Annotated in this window: 17 protein-coding genes; 4 read left to right on the top strand and 13 right to left on the bottom strand. The window is 60.8% G+C overall.

The window, feature by feature from the left end; all coding sequences use genetic code 11:
* Nucleotides 1-114: 114 nt before the first annotated feature.
* The gene (locus ACIOUG_RS07360; protein ID WP_401063874.1) at nt 115-1,350 is read left to right on the top strand and encodes a M20/M25/M40 family metallo-hydrolase; all 1,236 of its coding nucleotides are present in this window, start codon (nt 115-117) and stop codon (nt 1,348-1,350) included.
* Nucleotides 1,351-1,536: 186 nt separating this feature from the next.
* Here the strand turns inward: ACIOUG_RS07360 and ACIOUG_RS07355 are convergent, their stop codons facing one another.
* From ACIOUG_RS07355 to ACIOUG_RS07300, 12 genes are all read right to left on the bottom strand, one after another.
* Nucleotides 1,537-1,713, bottom strand: a complete 177-nt coding sequence (locus tag ACIOUG_RS07355; RefSeq protein ID WP_401063872.1) for a hypothetical protein — start codon at nt 1,711-1,713, stop codon at nt 1,537-1,539.
* A complete protein-coding gene (locus ACIOUG_RS07350; RefSeq protein WP_401063870.1) occupies nt 1,710-2,390 on the bottom strand; it encodes a transposase in 681 nt (226 codons plus the stop codon). Before ACIOUG_RS07350 ends, ACIOUG_RS07355 begins: the two co-directional genes overlap by 4 nt.
* On the bottom strand, nt 2,387-3,160 hold the full coding sequence (locus ACIOUG_RS07345) for a hypothetical protein (protein ID WP_401063868.1): 774 nt from the start codon (nt 3,158-3,160) through the stop codon (nt 2,387-2,389). Before ACIOUG_RS07345 ends, ACIOUG_RS07350 begins: the two co-directional genes overlap by 4 nt.
* 147 nt (nt 3,161-3,307) lie before the next feature.
* A complete protein-coding gene (locus ACIOUG_RS07340) occupies nt 3,308-3,487 on the bottom strand; it encodes a hypothetical protein (protein ID WP_401063866.1) in 180 nt (59 codons plus the stop codon).
* A gap of 273 nt (nt 3,488-3,760) precedes the next feature.
* Nucleotides 3,761-4,630, bottom strand: a complete 870-nt coding sequence (locus ACIOUG_RS07335; RefSeq protein WP_003226214.1) for an oxaloacetate decarboxylase — start codon at nt 4,628-4,630, stop codon at nt 3,761-3,763.
* A 185-nt stretch (nt 4,631-4,815) separates the two neighbouring features.
* Nucleotides 4,816-5,850: an arginine N-succinyltransferase gene (astA, locus tag ACIOUG_RS07330; RefSeq protein ID WP_401063864.1), complete on the bottom strand. Its 1,035-nt coding sequence runs from the start codon at nt 5,848-5,850 to the stop codon at nt 4,816-4,818.
* Nucleotides 5,851-5,911: 61 nt separating this feature from the next.
* On the bottom strand, nt 5,912-6,928 hold the full coding sequence (locus ACIOUG_RS07325) for an arginine N-succinyltransferase (protein WP_401063862.1): 1,017 nt from the start codon (nt 6,926-6,928) through the stop codon (nt 5,912-5,914).
* A gap of 119 nt (nt 6,929-7,047) precedes the next feature.
* Nucleotides 7,048-8,397: an APC family permease gene (locus tag ACIOUG_RS07320; RefSeq protein ID WP_401063859.1), complete on the bottom strand. Its 1,350-nt coding sequence runs from the start codon at nt 8,395-8,397 to the stop codon at nt 7,048-7,050.
* A 90-nt stretch (nt 8,398-8,487) separates the two neighbouring features.
* Nucleotides 8,488-9,240 (bottom strand): N-formylglutamate amidohydrolase, encoded by a 753-nt coding sequence (locus tag ACIOUG_RS07315; protein WP_401063858.1) that lies wholly within the window; start codon nt 9,238-9,240, stop codon nt 8,488-8,490.
* Nucleotides 9,224-10,555, bottom strand: coding sequence for a glutamine synthetase (locus ACIOUG_RS07310; protein WP_401063855.1), 1,332 nt, complete (start codon nt 10,553-10,555; stop codon nt 9,224-9,226). Before ACIOUG_RS07310 ends, ACIOUG_RS07315 begins: the two co-directional genes overlap by 17 nt.
* Nucleotides 10,552-11,196 (bottom strand): isochorismatase family cysteine hydrolase, encoded by a 645-nt coding sequence (locus ACIOUG_RS07305; protein ID WP_007968761.1) that lies wholly within the window; start codon nt 11,194-11,196, stop codon nt 10,552-10,554. Before ACIOUG_RS07305 ends, ACIOUG_RS07310 begins: the two co-directional genes overlap by 4 nt.
* A gap of 2 nt (nt 11,197-11,198) precedes the next feature.
* Complete coding sequence (locus ACIOUG_RS07300; protein WP_401063852.1) at nt 11,199-12,053, bottom strand: MurR/RpiR family transcriptional regulator; 855 nt, start codon at nt 12,051-12,053, stop codon at nt 11,199-11,201.
* Between the two features lie 336 nt (nt 12,054-12,389).
* Between ACIOUG_RS07300 and ACIOUG_RS07295 the strand changes: the two genes are divergently transcribed.
* Nucleotides 12,390-12,959, top strand: a complete 570-nt coding sequence (locus tag ACIOUG_RS07295; protein WP_401064030.1) for a histidine phosphatase family protein — start codon at nt 12,390-12,392, stop codon at nt 12,957-12,959.
* The gene (cobF, locus tag ACIOUG_RS07290; protein ID WP_401063850.1) at nt 12,959-13,714 is read left to right on the top strand and encodes a precorrin-6A synthase (deacetylating); all 756 of its coding nucleotides are present in this window, start codon (nt 12,959-12,961) and stop codon (nt 13,712-13,714) included. The genes ACIOUG_RS07295 and cobF overlap by 1 nt, the downstream gene beginning before the upstream one ends.
* 133 nt (nt 13,715-13,847) lie before the next feature.
* Here cobF and ftrA read toward each other — a convergent pair whose 3' ends face one another.
* Nucleotides 13,848-14,822: a transcriptional regulator FtrA gene (ftrA, locus tag ACIOUG_RS07285; protein ID WP_401063847.1), complete on the bottom strand. Its 975-nt coding sequence runs from the start codon at nt 14,820-14,822 to the stop codon at nt 13,848-13,850.
* Nucleotides 14,823-14,924: 102 nt separating this feature from the next.
* On the opposite strand from ftrA, the gene ACIOUG_RS07280 reads away from it, so the two are divergent.
* Complete coding sequence (locus tag ACIOUG_RS07280; RefSeq protein ID WP_401063845.1) at nt 14,925-15,353, top strand: rhodanese-like domain-containing protein; 429 nt, start codon at nt 14,925-14,927, stop codon at nt 15,351-15,353.
* Nucleotides 15,354-15,405 lie beyond the last annotated feature (52 nt).

Genomic DNA, 15,405 nt, shown 5'->3' with positions numbered 1-15,405 from the left:
GCGAAGGCCTACAGGTGTTCGGTGTCGGCCGCAGAGATGTCGCATCCGGTATAGAGCCTTGCGTCGATGTCAGGTACGGTTTGAGTCCCCCCGACGCGAAACAAGGATCGATTCATGACGTTCTCATTCCCCCGCTCACTGCTGGCTGCCAGCCTCGGCCTGTCTCTCGCCTTCAGCGCCGCCGGCGCCCTCGCCGAACCACACAAGCAAGTGCTGGCCGATGCCGAGCAGTATCAGCCCGAAGCCCTGAAACTGCTGGAACGCCTGGTCAACATCGACTCCGGTTCCGGTTATGAACCGGGCCTGAAGCAAGTCAGCGAGATCGCCATCGACGAGCTGAAAAAGCTTGGCGCGACCATCGAACTGGTGCCCAACACCCCGGAAAAATCCAATCACGTGCTGGCCACCTTCAAGGGCACCGGCAAGGCGAAAATCCTCTTGATGGCGCACATGGACACGGTATTCAAGGAAGGTTCTGCCGCCGAGCGCCCGTTCCGCATCAAGGACGGCCGCGCCTACGGGCCGGGGGTGATGGATGACAAGGGCGGCATCGTCGCCGGGATCTACGCGCTGAAAATTCTGAAGAACCTCGACTTCAAGGACTACGCGCAAATCACCTTCCTGCTCGATGCCAGCGAAGAAACCGGCTCGGACGTCGCCACCGACCTGATCAAGCAAACCGCCAAGGCGCACGATGTGACCCTCAACCTCGAACCGGGGCGTCCGGCCGATGGTCTGGTGGTGTGGCGCAAGGGCAGCGCGACGGCACTGGTCGAGGTCAAAGGCAAGGCGGCGCACGCCGGGGTTGCGCCGGAACTGGGGCGTAACGCGGCGATGGAAGCGGCGCACCAGATTCTGCAGCTGGGAAAACTCGGCGACGAGGCGAAGAAAACCACTATCAACTTCACCGTGCTCCAGGCCGGCGATCGCACTAACGTGATTCCGGATCACGCCAGCGCCAAGGCTGACGTGCGCGCCGCCGTGCCGGAAGAATTCGACCGGATCGAGAAAGACCTCGCGCGGGTGTCGCAGGACAAGCTGATCGCGGAAACCGAAGTGACCACCAGCCTCAAGCGCGGGTTGCCACCGATGCCGCAGACGGCGGAGTCGGATCGCTTGATGGCCATGGCTCAGGGGATTTACGGCGAGATCGGCCGCAAGTTGACCGAGGAGGGCAGTGGTGGGGCGGCGGATGCCAGCCTGTCAGCCGGCGTGGGCACGCCGACGCTGGATGGTTTCGGGATTGTCGGCGGCAATATTCACACGCCTGAGGAGTACGCCGAAGTGGCCAGCGTGACGCCACGGATTTATCTGCTGTCGCGGATGATCATGGAGCTGGCCAAGCGCTGACTCCCGCGGTGGGGCGGTGCTGCAACTGACGCTTTCGCGAGCAAGCCCGCTCCCACCGGGGATCTTCAGCGCACACAGCATTGGTGTTCGACACCGATCCACTGTAGGCGTGAGCCTGCTCGCGATGGCGTCACGCCGGCTGACGCACTCATTTTTGACACTCATAGTGCGCCGGGCCAGCAAGAATCAAGCGGCTTGCGGCATGTTCCAGAACTGCTTGATTTCGTGAATGTTGCCCACGTTGTAACGTGGAATGATGCCTGCACATGGCGATGCCACAGCGGTTGCAACCGGTGTGTTGATGACGTTGGCGCCGGCGTGCAGCAGTGGGGTGTGGTTCCAGTTATCGAGTGGCTTGTTCATGCAGATTTCCTTTCTGATTGAGTAAGCAGTGAAGTCTGCTCATGTTGTAGCCGGGACAGCAGGCTGTCATAGAGCGCTGTCTCTTGGCGGGCGATGCCGGGATAAGTCGGCACCAGGTTGTCGTCGAAGCACCAGGCTTCTTCGGTTTTGGCTGCCTGCGGAGGATGAATAAGCAAACTCAGCGAGGCGGACATCGTTTCAGGGGGTAGCTGTTTGTGTACTTCCTTTAGTGGAAGCATGTGCAGCACTTCACCCGGAATAAGTTTAAGGATTCGTTCTTCGCCGAACTCGGGCCTTCTGCCAGCCTGCAGCGGCGCCTGATTCAGAATTTCTCGCGAAACGGTGGTGTAGCCGTCACCGCTGTAACCCACGCAATAGAGCTCGAAGTCATGGCTGTGGTTGAGGTCGTAGATAAAGGTTTCCCTTTCATCCCGTGACGTAACCGGCGACCAGAAACCCAGGCGAACGGTAAACAGATCGTTGGAGTGCAGGACAAATGCATAGGCCCCGTAAAGCCTGTTTTTGGTACTGAAACCGTCCTGTTGAATCGTGGTGTAGAGGTACTCGCTCAACAACGTGCGGTTAGTCGCCAGTTGACGCAGATCTTCCACGACCCTTGAACTGTCCGTCTGCAGGTCGTAAGTCGCCATACGCTCAATAAATGTCTGCAGTTTCATGCCGCCTCACACTGGTCGAGTAAATGGTTCAGGCGACTGTCTTGCAGGTTTCTCAACAGCGGGGCGCAATTGAGTGCGGTCTGTCGATCCGTTCTGCTGATCATCTGAAAGGCCTTCCAGGCGACAGCAGGGTGATAGTGATAAATCAACTCCTGGGCCACTTTGCAGGCTCCGGGATCCTGTGCCGCTTCAAGCAATTCAAGACTCACCAGAAAGCGCGCGGCGCTGTCGTCATGAGGGAACCAGCCGATTTTGCGCAATGAGAGAGGGTCGAACACACTGATATCTGCGGTTCTATCGGGCAGATTGATGCTGCCGATAAACGCCGGGTGCCCGTTTCCTTCGGGATTGCTGTCGTACAGCGTTTTGCTGCCGTCGATGAACAACGGATTTTCGGCGTCCACGACCACCTGCTCTGCACGAGTCAGATACTCACCGTCCAGCCGATAAAGCTGAATGGAATACGATTGCCCGTTGATGGCGAACAAAACGCTGTTTCCGGGTACGGAATAGAACTGCTCAGGCGCGGGTGCGTAATCAGGTGCCTTGAGGCTGATGTTTCCATCTTTGTTGCAATATAACGTCAATGTTCCAGTGTGGAGGTTCGTGGCTTTCATGATCGCGGCGTGACGGGACAAATTCTCGGTATCTACTGTCGGTTCGGATAATTGGTCGGCCAGTCGCTTTACTTCGTTCCCCATGTTTGTTGTCTTGATGCAGGTAATAAGCTGGTCAGGCTTCAAGTCTGGGTTGAGCAGGTTTTTTATCATGGGAAGTCGCTTTGTTTTTGTGCTGTCAAATGTACGTTTGCGAATACTTGAACAGGCGGAATAATCAGGGCTTGTTGTTTTTTTTTATTAAGCAGATGTCAGCGCTGAAGTTGCCTGAGCGCCGACATCTGCGGTACAGCGCCGGTGTTAAGCCTGAGCGGGCAGCGTACGGAGTTTCTTGATCTCGTGAAGGTTGCCGACGTTAAATCGCAGGCCGTCCCAGCCCGGGCAGTTGGCCGCGTGGGTGGACTTGGTTGGCATGTTGATTACTTTGGTTTCTGCGCGCAGCAGAGGAGTTGTTTGCCAGTTGGCAGTAACGGTTTTCATGGCGAATCCTTGTCGTGAGTTGAGCGGAATATTGCTCGGCATATAAGTTTAATTTTGATGTTCGGGTGTTAAGGGTTTTGCTGTTTAACGGTTGGCGATTATAGGCAGGCGATAGTTAATATCAACTTAGTAGTTGTTGTTAAATGTTGGTATTTGTTTGTGGGTGTGTATCGTTTGGTGGGCGTTGACGGCGATTAGTTCACAGCTGGCCGGTGACATTGCGTCTACCGGCCATCTTTAGAGTGGCCCGAGGCTCCTCGGATCAGAGAGCAATCATTCCTTCACGCTCATGTATTCCTTCGCCCAGAGAATGTAATCCTCAGGCTGGGTGTAGGTGTGCGTGAGTTCCGTGGCGCTCAGGTCCGAGGCCTGGGTGAAGATCTGCCGTTGTTCGCGCAGGCTGTCGTAGGTGGCCTTGATCGCGGCGAAGTACGCGCCGTGGCCGTCGATGGTCACGCGCACGCCGAGTTCGGCCAGGCGCTTGTCGTCGCGCAGTGCCGGGTTGCCGTAGGTGACCAGCATCAGCGGCACGCTCAGGTGCTCGGCAATTTGCTCCAGCTGATCGAAGTCCTGCACGCCGACCATGCAGATCCCATCGGCACCGGCGGCCTGATATTGCTTGGTGCGGCTGATGATTTCCTGATTCGGCAGGATCCCGGCGTTGGTGCGGGCGATGATTGCCATTTCCGAATCGACCCGGGCTTCCAGCGCTGCGCGGATCTTGCCGACGCCTTCGGCCACCGAGATCAGGTCGGTGGATTTGCGGCCGAATTGCGCCGGCAGCAGGGTGTCTTCGATGGTCAGGGCGGCGACACCGGCGCGTTCCAGTTCAACGATAGTGCGCATCACGTTGAGGGCGTTGCCGTAGCCGTGGTCGGCGTCGGCGATCACCGGCAACTGCGCGACGCGGCCGATGCGGGTAGCCTGTTCGGCGAACTCGCTGAGGGTGATCAGGGCAAAGTCGGGGGCGCCCAGCACCTGCAACGAGGCCACGGAGCCGCCAAGGATCCCCACTTCGAAACCCAGGTCCGCCGCAATGCGCGCGGACATCGGATCAAACACCGAGGCGGTGTGGTAGCAAGTGTCGGAAGCCAGCAATTGACGGAAGTTACGGCGCAAATCTTGATGGGAAAGCCTGGTCATACGAGTTCCACCAATACAAAGGAATGGAACGGCTTGAGCAAAGGTGTCAACGCCGAAGAGTGAAAAGGCTATCACGCGAATGGGTCAAGGTTCATGACGAATTTGCGAGTAAGGCGTTGATCACGGATTCAGCGGCTGAAAGGTTTCATCTGTAAGCAGCGGATTTCCACTGGCAACACCGGCTATCAGGCCGCTACCGCCTGTTGCTGTTGCCTGGGCAGCAATGCGGCGCGTACCGAATTGCCCGGTTGCAGTTGCAGGCGCTTGGCGGTGATGCGGTCGACCACCAGGGTATTGCCGACCTGACGACCGGCGGCCACGGTGATACGGCAGTTTTCCAGGCGACGGTTATGAATCAGCCACAACGGCGCCTGATCGTCCGGTGTGCCAAGGCTCAGGGTCAACGCCTGGCTGTCGCGCACGGTGCGAATGTTGCCGATCGGCGCTTCGATCACCGGCCCGCCGTCAAAGATGTCGATGTAGCCCTTATGCACAAACCCTTCTTCGCGCAGGATCTTCAGCGCCGGCTCGGTATTGGGGTGCGGTTGGCCGATCACCGCTTGCGCCTGCTCGGTGAGCATGCAGGTGTACAACGGCTGGCGCGGCATCAGTTCGGCGATGAATGATTTGTTGCCCAGACCCGACAAGTGGTCGGCGTGGCTGAAGTCCATCTTGAAAAAATGCCGACCCAGGCTGTCCCAGAACGGTGAGCAGCCCAGTTCATCGGCACTGCCGCGCAGTTCGGCGATCATCTTCTCGCCAAACAATTGCGGGAATTCCGCCACGAACAACAGCCGCCCAAGCGACAGCAACCGGCCATTGCTGCCATGACGGTGTTCGGGATGCAGAAACAGCGAACACAGTTCCGACTGCCCCGTCAGTTCGTTGTTGAGAAACAGTGTGGGGATCTGCCGTGAAATGCCGAGATCCGGCGCCGAACTCACGGTCAGACCGACCCGGTAGTTGTACCAAGGTTCGCGCAGGCCCACCGCGCCGGTCATGGCGCTGACGCCGACCACTCGCAGGTCATCGTCTTCGAGCACGAACAGATAATCGGCATCGGCCCGTTCCACCTGTCCGGCGAAGGCGCGCTGAGCCCAGCGCACCCGATGGGCAAGGCGATCTTCATTGGCCGGCAGGGTGGTGAACCCCGGGCCGGCCTGTTGCACCAGGGTCATCAGCGCTGACAGGTCGCTGACTTTGACCGGACGGACGATCATGCGGTAACTCCTTGTACGCGCCTGTTCGGGCACTGTCGGTGGGTGTGCAACCGGGTGCGGCTCACAGGGCTATCAGCCTGATCGTGCTGCCTTCGGTGACCTGCAGCGCCGCGCACAGGGCCGGCGTGAGGGACAGCGGTTGATCGGGCTGGTAATCCAGTTCGGCGACGATGGCCCGGAAACCGTGCAGTGCGTCGTTGCTCAACAGATAACGGCCCCGCGCGTCGATCTGCGCTTGCTGGCGCACGGTGGCGGTGTGGCTGCGGGCGATCGAACGGATGTTCGCGGTGCGCGCATACAGGGTCGGGCCGGCATCGAACAGATCAATGTAGCTGTTGGTTTCGAAACCTTCACGTTCGAGGATGTCGAAGGCCTCCTGGCCATCCGGGTGAATCCGGCCGATGCATTGCTGTGCCGCCACGGGCAGCATCGGCACGTAGATCGGGTATTGCGGCATCAGTTCGGCGAGGAACGAGCGGCTTTGCAGGCCGCACAGGCGCTCGGCCTCGACGTAGGGCAGGTCGAAGAAATGTTTGCCCAGCGCATCCCAGAACGGCGAATGGCCGTTCTCGTCGCTGTAGCCGACGATTTCGGTGATCACCGCATCAGCAAAACGTGGTGGGTGGGCGGCGATGAACAGCAGCCGCGCCCGCGACAGCAATTCGGAAGAGGCGCTGCGCACCAGCGCGTCGTCGATGTGAAAACCACGTAGCAGGGTGTGGTCGTTGAGGTCGTGACACAACGACAGTGCCGGCACCCCGTGTTCGATATTCAGCTCCCGCGAGGCACTGGTGAAGTGGCGGTTGCGCAGGCTGTAGAACGGTTCGTTGAACCCGGCAGTGGCGAGGATCTCGGAACAGCCGACCAGCCGCTGCGCGTCGAGGTCTTCCAGCACGAAAAAGTAGTTCTCCGGGCCTTGCGCCTGAATGTCGCTGTCGAACGAGGCGCAGGAACCGGCGATTTTGTCGCGCAGGCGCTCGCTGTCGTCCGGCAGCGACGTGACGCCGACCAGGCTGTCGCGGGCCAGTTGCTGCAATTGCGGCAGGTCGGTTGGCTCGACTGGGCGTAAGACCAGCATGGATGCACTCCTGTATCAAAGGGTCCGGTGATCCCCACCGAACCTGACTATCACTGTCGGTTGCCACGCTTTAAAGCGGCGGTCGCCTGATTTGTTGTCAGACGCCGCTCTTTTTCTTGTCAGCCATTGCTCGGGTCAGGCAGCGCGGTGCTGGCGCCGAGCTTGTTCAGGAAGAACAGGTACACCAGGCCCAGGGCGATCCAGATCAGGCCGAGTTTCTGCGCATCGACGCCCATGTTGTACATGATGGCGGCGACGATGATGAAGCCGATCACCGGGCAGATCAGATGGCGCACAACCTGACCGGACTTCTGCCGACGCCAGTAGTAGTTGATCACGGTCAGGTGCAGCAGCATGAAACCGCTGAGGGCACCGAAGTTGACCAGCGAGGTCAGGGTGTCGACCGAATTGATGAACAGGTAGCAGATCACCAGCGACAGCACCGCCACCAGATAAATGCTCAGGTACGGGGTGTTGTGTTTCGGGTGCACCTTGGCCAGGACTTTCGGCAACTTGCCGTCACGGGCCATGCCGAACAGCAGGCGCGACACGGCGGCTTGCGAAGTGATCGCCACTGCGACGCCCCAGGCCAGCGCGGTCGCCACGCCGGTCAGCGTCGCCAGCCAGCTGCCGGCGGCGATTTCGGCGATTTCATAGAACGCGGTGTCGGCGGACTTGAAGCCCATGCCGGCGGCCAGATCGGTGGCGATCCAGGTCTGTACGACGAAAATCACGCCCATCACCAGCAGGGTGATCAGCGCCGCCCGGCCGACGCTTTTGCCCGGATCACCCTTGATTTCTTCGGCGAGGGTGGAGATCGCGTCGAAGCCGAGGAACGACAGCACGGCAATCGACACCGCTTGCATCAGCAGGGCGAAGTTGAATGTTTCCGGGTGATACAGCGGCGCCAGGGTCAGCTCGCCATTGCCGCCGCCGTTGTGCAGGGCGTTCCAGGCGTAGAACAGGAAGATCCCCAGCACCACCAACTGTGCCAGGAGGAAAATGATGTTCATCCGCGCGGTGAAGGTGATGCCGCGCAGGTTGACGAAGGTGGCGCTGACCAGGAACGCCAGAATGAAGCCGACCTTCGGAATGTCCGGGTACAAATGGTTGAGGGCCATCGCCGCGTATACGTAGAGCAGCGGCGGAATCAGCAGGTAGTCGAGCAGCATCAGCCAGCCGGCGATGAACCCGACGTGTTGATTGAGGCCGCGTTGCGCGTAGGAATACACCGAACCGGCAATCGGAAACGCCTTGGCCATGCTGCCGTAGCTGAGCGCGGTGAACAGCATCGCGACCATGCCGATGATGTAGGCCAGCGGCACCATCCCGGGCGCCTCGGCATTGACGTAGCCATACACGCCAAACGGGGCGATGGGGATCATGAAGATCATCCCGTACACCACCAGGTCGGTCAGTGTCAGGCTACGTTTCAACTCCTGTTTGTAGCCGAACTCTTCTATTTCCATCAAGCGCAACTCCTTGTCAGCCTATCGAAGATTTTTTAGTTGTTATATCGGTCCATCGTTTACCGCGTCAGCAGTCTTCTACAGCATCCGTTACAGCAGTGGCGCCAGGCGCTCGGCCCACAGCGATACCGCCTCCGGGGTGCGCAGCAGATCGTTGCGCACCTCGATCAACACCGATTCCAGTCCTCGGGCGTCGCCATGCACCGGCACGGTCATGTCGCCCAGCGGATCAATCCGGTACGGCTGGTTGCCCGCGACTTTCAGCGGGTGCTCAGCCAGGCCGTCGATCACCCGCTGCGCGTACTTTTTGGACTGACCAAACAGCACGCCGACTTCCAGCGGACGCGGCTGGCCGTAATACACCGGGGTAAAACTATGAATTCCTACCACCCGTACCGCTTGGCCTTGTGCGACGCGCTGGTCGATCAGGGTCTGCAGTCGGGCGTGAAACGGTTTGAACAGCGTCTGGCGCCGGTATTCGCGAGTGGCTTCGTCCAGATCGCGGTTACCGGGCACCTGATAAATCTCGCTCTGTGCCGGAATGCTGTCGGGGGCATGCCGGGGCCGATTGAGGTCGATCAGCAGCCGTGAATAGTTGGCGCTCAACAGTGTCGCGCCGAGTTTTTCCGAAAGCTTCTCAGCCAGTTGCAGTGCGCCGATGTCCCAGGCGATGTGCTCGCCGGCGGCTGCATCGTCCAGGCCCAGATTGTTCAGGGCCTCGGGGATATAGCGGCTGGCATGCTCGCACACCAGGATCAACGGATGCGATGAATCTTCGCGGCTCAGGTTGTAGACCGGGCGGGTGTACAACCCCAGCTCGGCGGATTCAGTACAGGCGTGCATAGTGCTCACACAGGTCAGCGGGCGAGAGCTGTTCCGTCAGCGCCAGTTCCTCGGTTTTAAGGGCGTGGTAAGTGTCGAGCAACGGCTTGGGCAGCCATTGATTGAAGGCTGCACTGTCACGCAGGCAATCCAGCGCCTGGGCCAGCGAGGCGGGCAGGGCAACGATGCCCCGGGCCTTGCGTTGCTCGTCGTTGAGTGAATCGGGCACTTCGTCAGTGATCGCGTTCAGCGCCAGACGCTGTTCGATGCCCAGCCGTCCGGCGATCAGCAGCGCGGCCATCGCCAGGTGCGGCGAGGCGGTGGCGTCCATGGCGCGGAATTCCAGGTTGTACTGCGCCGCCACGGATTTGCCGCCCAGGCTCACGGTCGGGCAGATGCGCAGCGCCGCTTCACGATTCTGCTGCCCCAGACAGGCGTAAGACGCGCTCCAGTGATGCGGTTGCAGGCGCTCGTAAGACACTGGCGTCGGCGCGGTGAACGCACATAGCGCCGGCATGTAATGCAGAATCCCCGCGGCCCAATGCTGGCCGAGGGTCGACAGGCCGTTGCTGGTGCCGGCGTCGTAGAGCAGCGGCAGACCTTGCAGGTCGAGCAGGCTGACGTGCAGGTGCACACCGTTGCACACCGCGTCGGCCTTGGTTTTCGGTGCGAAGCTGACGTCGACGCCCATTTGCCGGGCGATCTCGCGGGTGATCTCGCGCACGTTGACCGCACGATCCGCCGCCGCCACGCCGAGGGTCGGGCGACAGGTGATTTCGTATTGGTGCTTGCCGTATTCGGGCAGGAACATCTCTGGCTCGACACCGCCGGCGCGCAGTGCGCTGAGCAGCCAGCCGCCGAACTCGGCACCCTGACGCTGGGCTTCGAGGGAAAACGCCAAATGCTCGGCAAAACCGGCATGCAGGTTGAATTCGTGTTCGAACGCCGCGTTGACCTGCAAGCCGAGGTCGTCGCGATAGCGCTCGATTTCATCGCGTAACAACGTGCGCGGGCAGGCGCTCCACGGCCGGCCATCGGTCTCGCGGATATCGCCATGGATGAAGTCCAGCGCTGGCGCTGTGGCGTCCGGGCCATTACCGACCGTCACGCGACTGGCCAGATCAGGGATCAACCGCAAATCGCCGTACGCGCCCCACGGGTTGCTCGAGGCGATGATGTCTTGGGGCGTCAGTGCGCTGTTGGCCGGGACCCAGCCGCAACCGGCCGCTTGATAATGCTCCAGTTGATCGGTGGGAAACGAGCGGCCACGGGTGATGCCGATCAGGTCGGTGGTGACGATGGTGGTCATCGGCAACGGCGTCAGGCGCTCGCTCATGGGCGCATCTCCTGCAAACGACCGAGCACGGTTTGCGTGTCGGTGATCCAGCAGTAACCCTTGATTGCGTTCAGGCAGGCGTCATGCCGCGCCGGGGTGTAGGTGGCGCAGGCGTCTTCGACCAGCGTCACCAGATAGCCACGGTCGGCGGCATCGCGCACGGCCATGTCGACGCACTGGTCAGTGACGATGCCGGCGATGATCAGGTGGCGGGTTTCGAGGTTGCGCAGGACGTAATCGATGTTGGTCGAGTTGAACACCCCGGACGAGGTTTTCGGCAACACGATCTCGTTTTCCACTGGCGTCAGGTCGTCGATGATCCGCGCCTGGGTGCTGCCCTTGGGCAGGTGCATGTCTGACAGTTTGTGATCGAGCGAGCGGTCGCGACCGTCGGCGGTCAGGCTCTCGATAATCGTGTGCAGCACGTTCTGCCGCGCTTCGCGAAAGGCGCTGAGCAAGCGGCGCTGGTTGGGCACCACCTGCATGTGCGCGCGGGTCAGGAAATACTCGGCGTCCGGGCCGTTGAGGTGCGGGTCGAACTGCGGTTCGAGCCAGGCACGCTGCATATCCACCAGCAACAACGCGGTGTGGTCGGTGACAAACGGCAAGTCCCGCGGCGAGCGGTGGGGAAGACTGAACATCCTTATTTATCCTCCAGCAGGTGGGTGTTGAAGTCGTTGCGCAGGGCGTCGATGCCTTCCAGGCGATCGGCCAGATCGGGGCTGCGCAGGGTCAGGCAGGCAATCAGTGCCTCGACCTGGGCCAGCGCCGGCACCATGGTGTCGAACGGCGAGGCCGATTCCACCGGGGCGCTGATGATCAGGTCGGCGAGTTCGCGCAGCGGCGAGGCATAGATGTCAGTGAACAACACCACCCGTGCGTTGTTGCGCTTCGCCGCCGAGGCAACGCGCAGGGCCTGGGACTGGTAGCGCCGATAGTCGAACAGCAGCACCACATCCTGGCGTTGCAGATCGAACAGGCGGTCGGGCAGTTGCGCGTTGTCGTCCAGAGCAAAGCAGCCGGGTCGCAGCAGGCGCAAGTGATTGAGCAGGTAGTTGGCCATCAGGCTGCTGAAACGGCCGCCGAAGCAGTAGATCTGGTGCCGGGTGTCGAGCAGCCATTCGAGCAGAATGCGCACGTCTTCAGGTTGCGTCAGGGCCTGGGCTTCCGCCAGCAAACGCTGGCTGTCTGCCAGGTAATGGCCCCAGGCATCGTCCTTGTTCAGGTGCGAGCGCGGCTGCAACAGGGTGCGCGGCGAACGCAGACGGTGGTCCATGTCGCTGAGCAGGGCGTCCTGAAACTCGGCATAACCGCCAAATCCGAGCTTTTTCACCAGCCGCACGATGGTCGGATCGCTGACGCCGGCGTGTTCGGCCAGACGCGCCATCGGACCCAGGCCGTTGCGTGGATACTGGTCGAGCAGGGCGCGAATCACTTTGCGCTCAGACGGCGTCAGTTCCAGGCCGGGATCGGTGATCAGGTCTCTGAGAGGGGGCATCCGGGCTCCTGCTGGATGAAAGGGGGGGTGTTGAATTCGTTTCACAATCCGTTAAAACAGTATTTATGTAACTCAGGTTACATGTCTAGTGAATTTTTAGCAGTAGCGATTCAGCGTTTAAATAACGTGAGAGCCCGGTGGAATAAGGCCTACACAGATGTCGTTGCATCTTGTAGTCCATTGCTCATAGGCGTGTCAGACATTGCCGTTTTTCTCACCTTCACTGCGTCGGGCGAGAACGTGGCGGGATCCCCTGCAACGCCCGGTTTACGGCACAATTGCCCAAAGACCGGCCGTTTGCCGCCGATTTACCTGATGTTCATCGAGGGCAATACAGTGCAATCCACCCGTTTGACTTTGATTTGCCACGCTCGAACCGTCGCACAGAAATTGGCGCGTTTTCCTACGAACGAGCCTGTTGAAAACCCGCCGTTGGCGCTCGGTGCATTGGCCTCACCATTCGCCAGCGCCAGCCGTTTGCTGTGCGGGCCGGAATTGCGTACTCGACAGACTGCCGAATGGTTCGGCGCGACGCCGCAAGTGGACGAAGCGCTGCGCGATTGCGATATGGGGCGCTGGCACGGGCAAGCGATCAAGGATTTGCAAGTGCGCGAGGCCGAGGCCTTGCAGGCATGGATCAATGATCCGCAGGCAGCGCCCCATGGAGGCGAGTCGGTGAGGCAATTGGGCGAACGCGTGGCGGCGTGGCTGACCAGCCTGCAAGGGGTGCCGGGGCATATCGTCGCCATCACTCACCCCTTCGTGCTGCGCGCAGCATTGATGCAGGTGGTGCAGGGTGCAGCGTTCAACGCGATTGATGTTGAACCGCTGGCAGTGGTTGAACTGCGGTTCAACGGCATCTGGCGGCTACGCTTGCCGGGTATCGATCTTGCGGGAGCACTGTGATGAAACGACTGCTGGTCATTGGCATCGGCGCCGGAAATCCCGACTACATCACGATGCAGGCGGTGAAGGCGCTGAATCAGGTGGACGTGTTCTTTCTGCTGGATAAAGGCCAGAGCAAGGACAAGCTGATTGATCTGCGGCGCGACATCTGTGCGCGCTACATCACCGATCCTGCGTACCGCTTCGCCGAAGCCCACAGCCCGGAACGCGAGCGTGGCGACGTGGACTACACCCGCGCGGTTGATGATCTGAACCGCGCCAAGCAGCAAACCTTCGAGCGGCTGATCAATGAAGAATTGGCTGACGGGGAGTGCGGCGGTTTTCTGGTGTGGGGCGATCCGGCGCTGTACGACAGCACCCTTCGTATCCTGCAGGCGATTCTGGCTTCGGGCCGTTGTGCATTCGAGTTTGAGGTGATCCCCGGGATTACCAGCGTTCAGGCGCTGGCGGCGCAGCACAAGGTGCCGCTGAACAACATCGGGCGCTCAATCGAAATCACCACCGGCCGACGGCTGGCAGCGGGGCAGGTGAGTGACACGGATAGCCTGGTGGTGATGCTCGACGCTGAAGATTCCTACCACCATGTGGCGGATCAGCAGACCGAGATTTACTGGGGCGCGTACCTGGGCACGCCGGATGAGATCCTGATCAGCGGCAAGCTCAAGGATGTGGCGGCTGAGATCGAGCGGGTGCGCAAGGCGGCGCGGGCCGAGCATGGGTGGATCATGGATACCTATCTGTTGCGCAAGCCCTGAGTCGTCGGGTGTCGGTTCGGGCCTCATCGCGGGCAAGCCCGCTCCCACAGGTTTTCGGGTTGAATTAAGTTGTGTGTACGACGCAAAAACTGAGGGAGCTGGCTTGCCAGCGATAGCGTCCCCAAGGTAACCATCAGGAAATGGCTGTGACCCCACGCCCAAACCGCTCCCGATACACCGACGGCGGTACCCCGACCACGCTGCGAAACGCCACGCGAAAACTTTCCACCGAGCGATAACCGCAGCGTTCGGCGATCTGCTCGGTGTTGTGCGCGGTGCTCTCCAGCAGTTCCCGCGCCCGGGCCAGTCGCTCGTGTTGCAGCCACGCCTTGGGCGATTGCCCGCTGGCCTCGGTAAAGCGCCGCAGAAAGGTCCGCTCGCTCATGGCCGCTTCGCTGGCCAGATCACGCACTTCCAGCGGTTGGTGCAGGCGTTCGCGGGCCCACTGCATCACCCGCGACAAGTCATTGCGCGGCGTCGGGCTGACCGGCGTGGGAATGAACTGCGCCTGGCCGCCGGTGCGTTGTGGCGACATCACCAGACGCCGGGCCACCGCGTTGGCAACCTGAGTGCCGAAGTCCCGCGCCACCAGATGCAGGCAGGCGTCGATCCCGGCGGCGCTGCCTGCCGAGGTGATCAACTGGCCGGAGTCGATGTAAAGCACATCCGGGTCCACCGCAATCGCCGGAAAGCGCCGCGCCAGTTCCTCGGTGTAGCGCCAGTGGGTGGTTGCGCCGTGACCGTCGAGCAAGCCACTGGCCGCCAGCACGAACACCCCGGAGCAGATCGACAGCAGCCGTGCACCCTGGGCGTGGGCCTGTCGCAATGCCGTGAGCAATGCTGGCGGCACCGGGGCCGCGCGGTCACGCCAACCGGGAATGATGATGGTGCGCGCCTGCGCCAGCAGCTCCAGGCCGCCGTCGGCCAGGACCTGAATCCCGCCCATGGCACGCATCGGCCCTTGATCGACGGCGACGATGCGGTGCTCGTACCACGGGAAATCGAACTCCGGCCGGGGCAGGCCGAAAATCTCCACGGCGATGCCGAACTCGAAGGTACAGAGGCCATCGTAGGCCAGAATCGCGACCAATCCAGGTGAGTCAGGCATTTGGCGGAAAATTCCCGGTGAGTGTCTTGCCCGCCACTGTAGCGCCAAGGGCTGGCCCGATAAAGTCTGTTCACACCCCAACAGATGTAGGAGCTAAACAGCATGACCAGCCTGGTTCGCGAAATTCCTGCCGCACCATCAGCGATTGCCTTGATGCATTTCAGCAACCGTCTGACCTTCGAGACCGATTGTTCCGACGTCTTCAGCAGCCAGGAGGCAGGTACAGTCGACTTTGTCCTGGTCGATGTACGCGGCCCGCTGGCGTTCGAGCGTGGCCATGTACCGGGCGCGATCAACATCCCGAATCGCTTGCTGACTGCCGAAGGCCTGGCGCAGTACTCGAAGAACACGCTGTTCGTGGTCTATTGCGCCGGCCCGCACTGCAACGGCGCCAACAAGGCAGCGGTGAAACTGGCGGCTTTGGGGTACCCGGTCAAGGAGATGATCGGCGGCGTGACCGGATGGCTGGATGAAGGCTTTTCGCTGAGCTTTAAACAACCCGCCCAAAGCCCCATCGCCTGCGAATGCTGAAATGCTTTTGTAGGAGCTGCCGCAGGCTGCGATCTTTTGACTTTTAAAGAGC

This window comes from Pseudomonas sp. NPDC087803 (genome assembly GCF_044742995.1).
Lineage (GTDB): Bacteria > Pseudomonadota > Gammaproteobacteria > Pseudomonadales > Pseudomonadaceae > Aquipseudomonas.
This window is presented reverse-complemented; position numbering and strand designations above follow the sequence as displayed.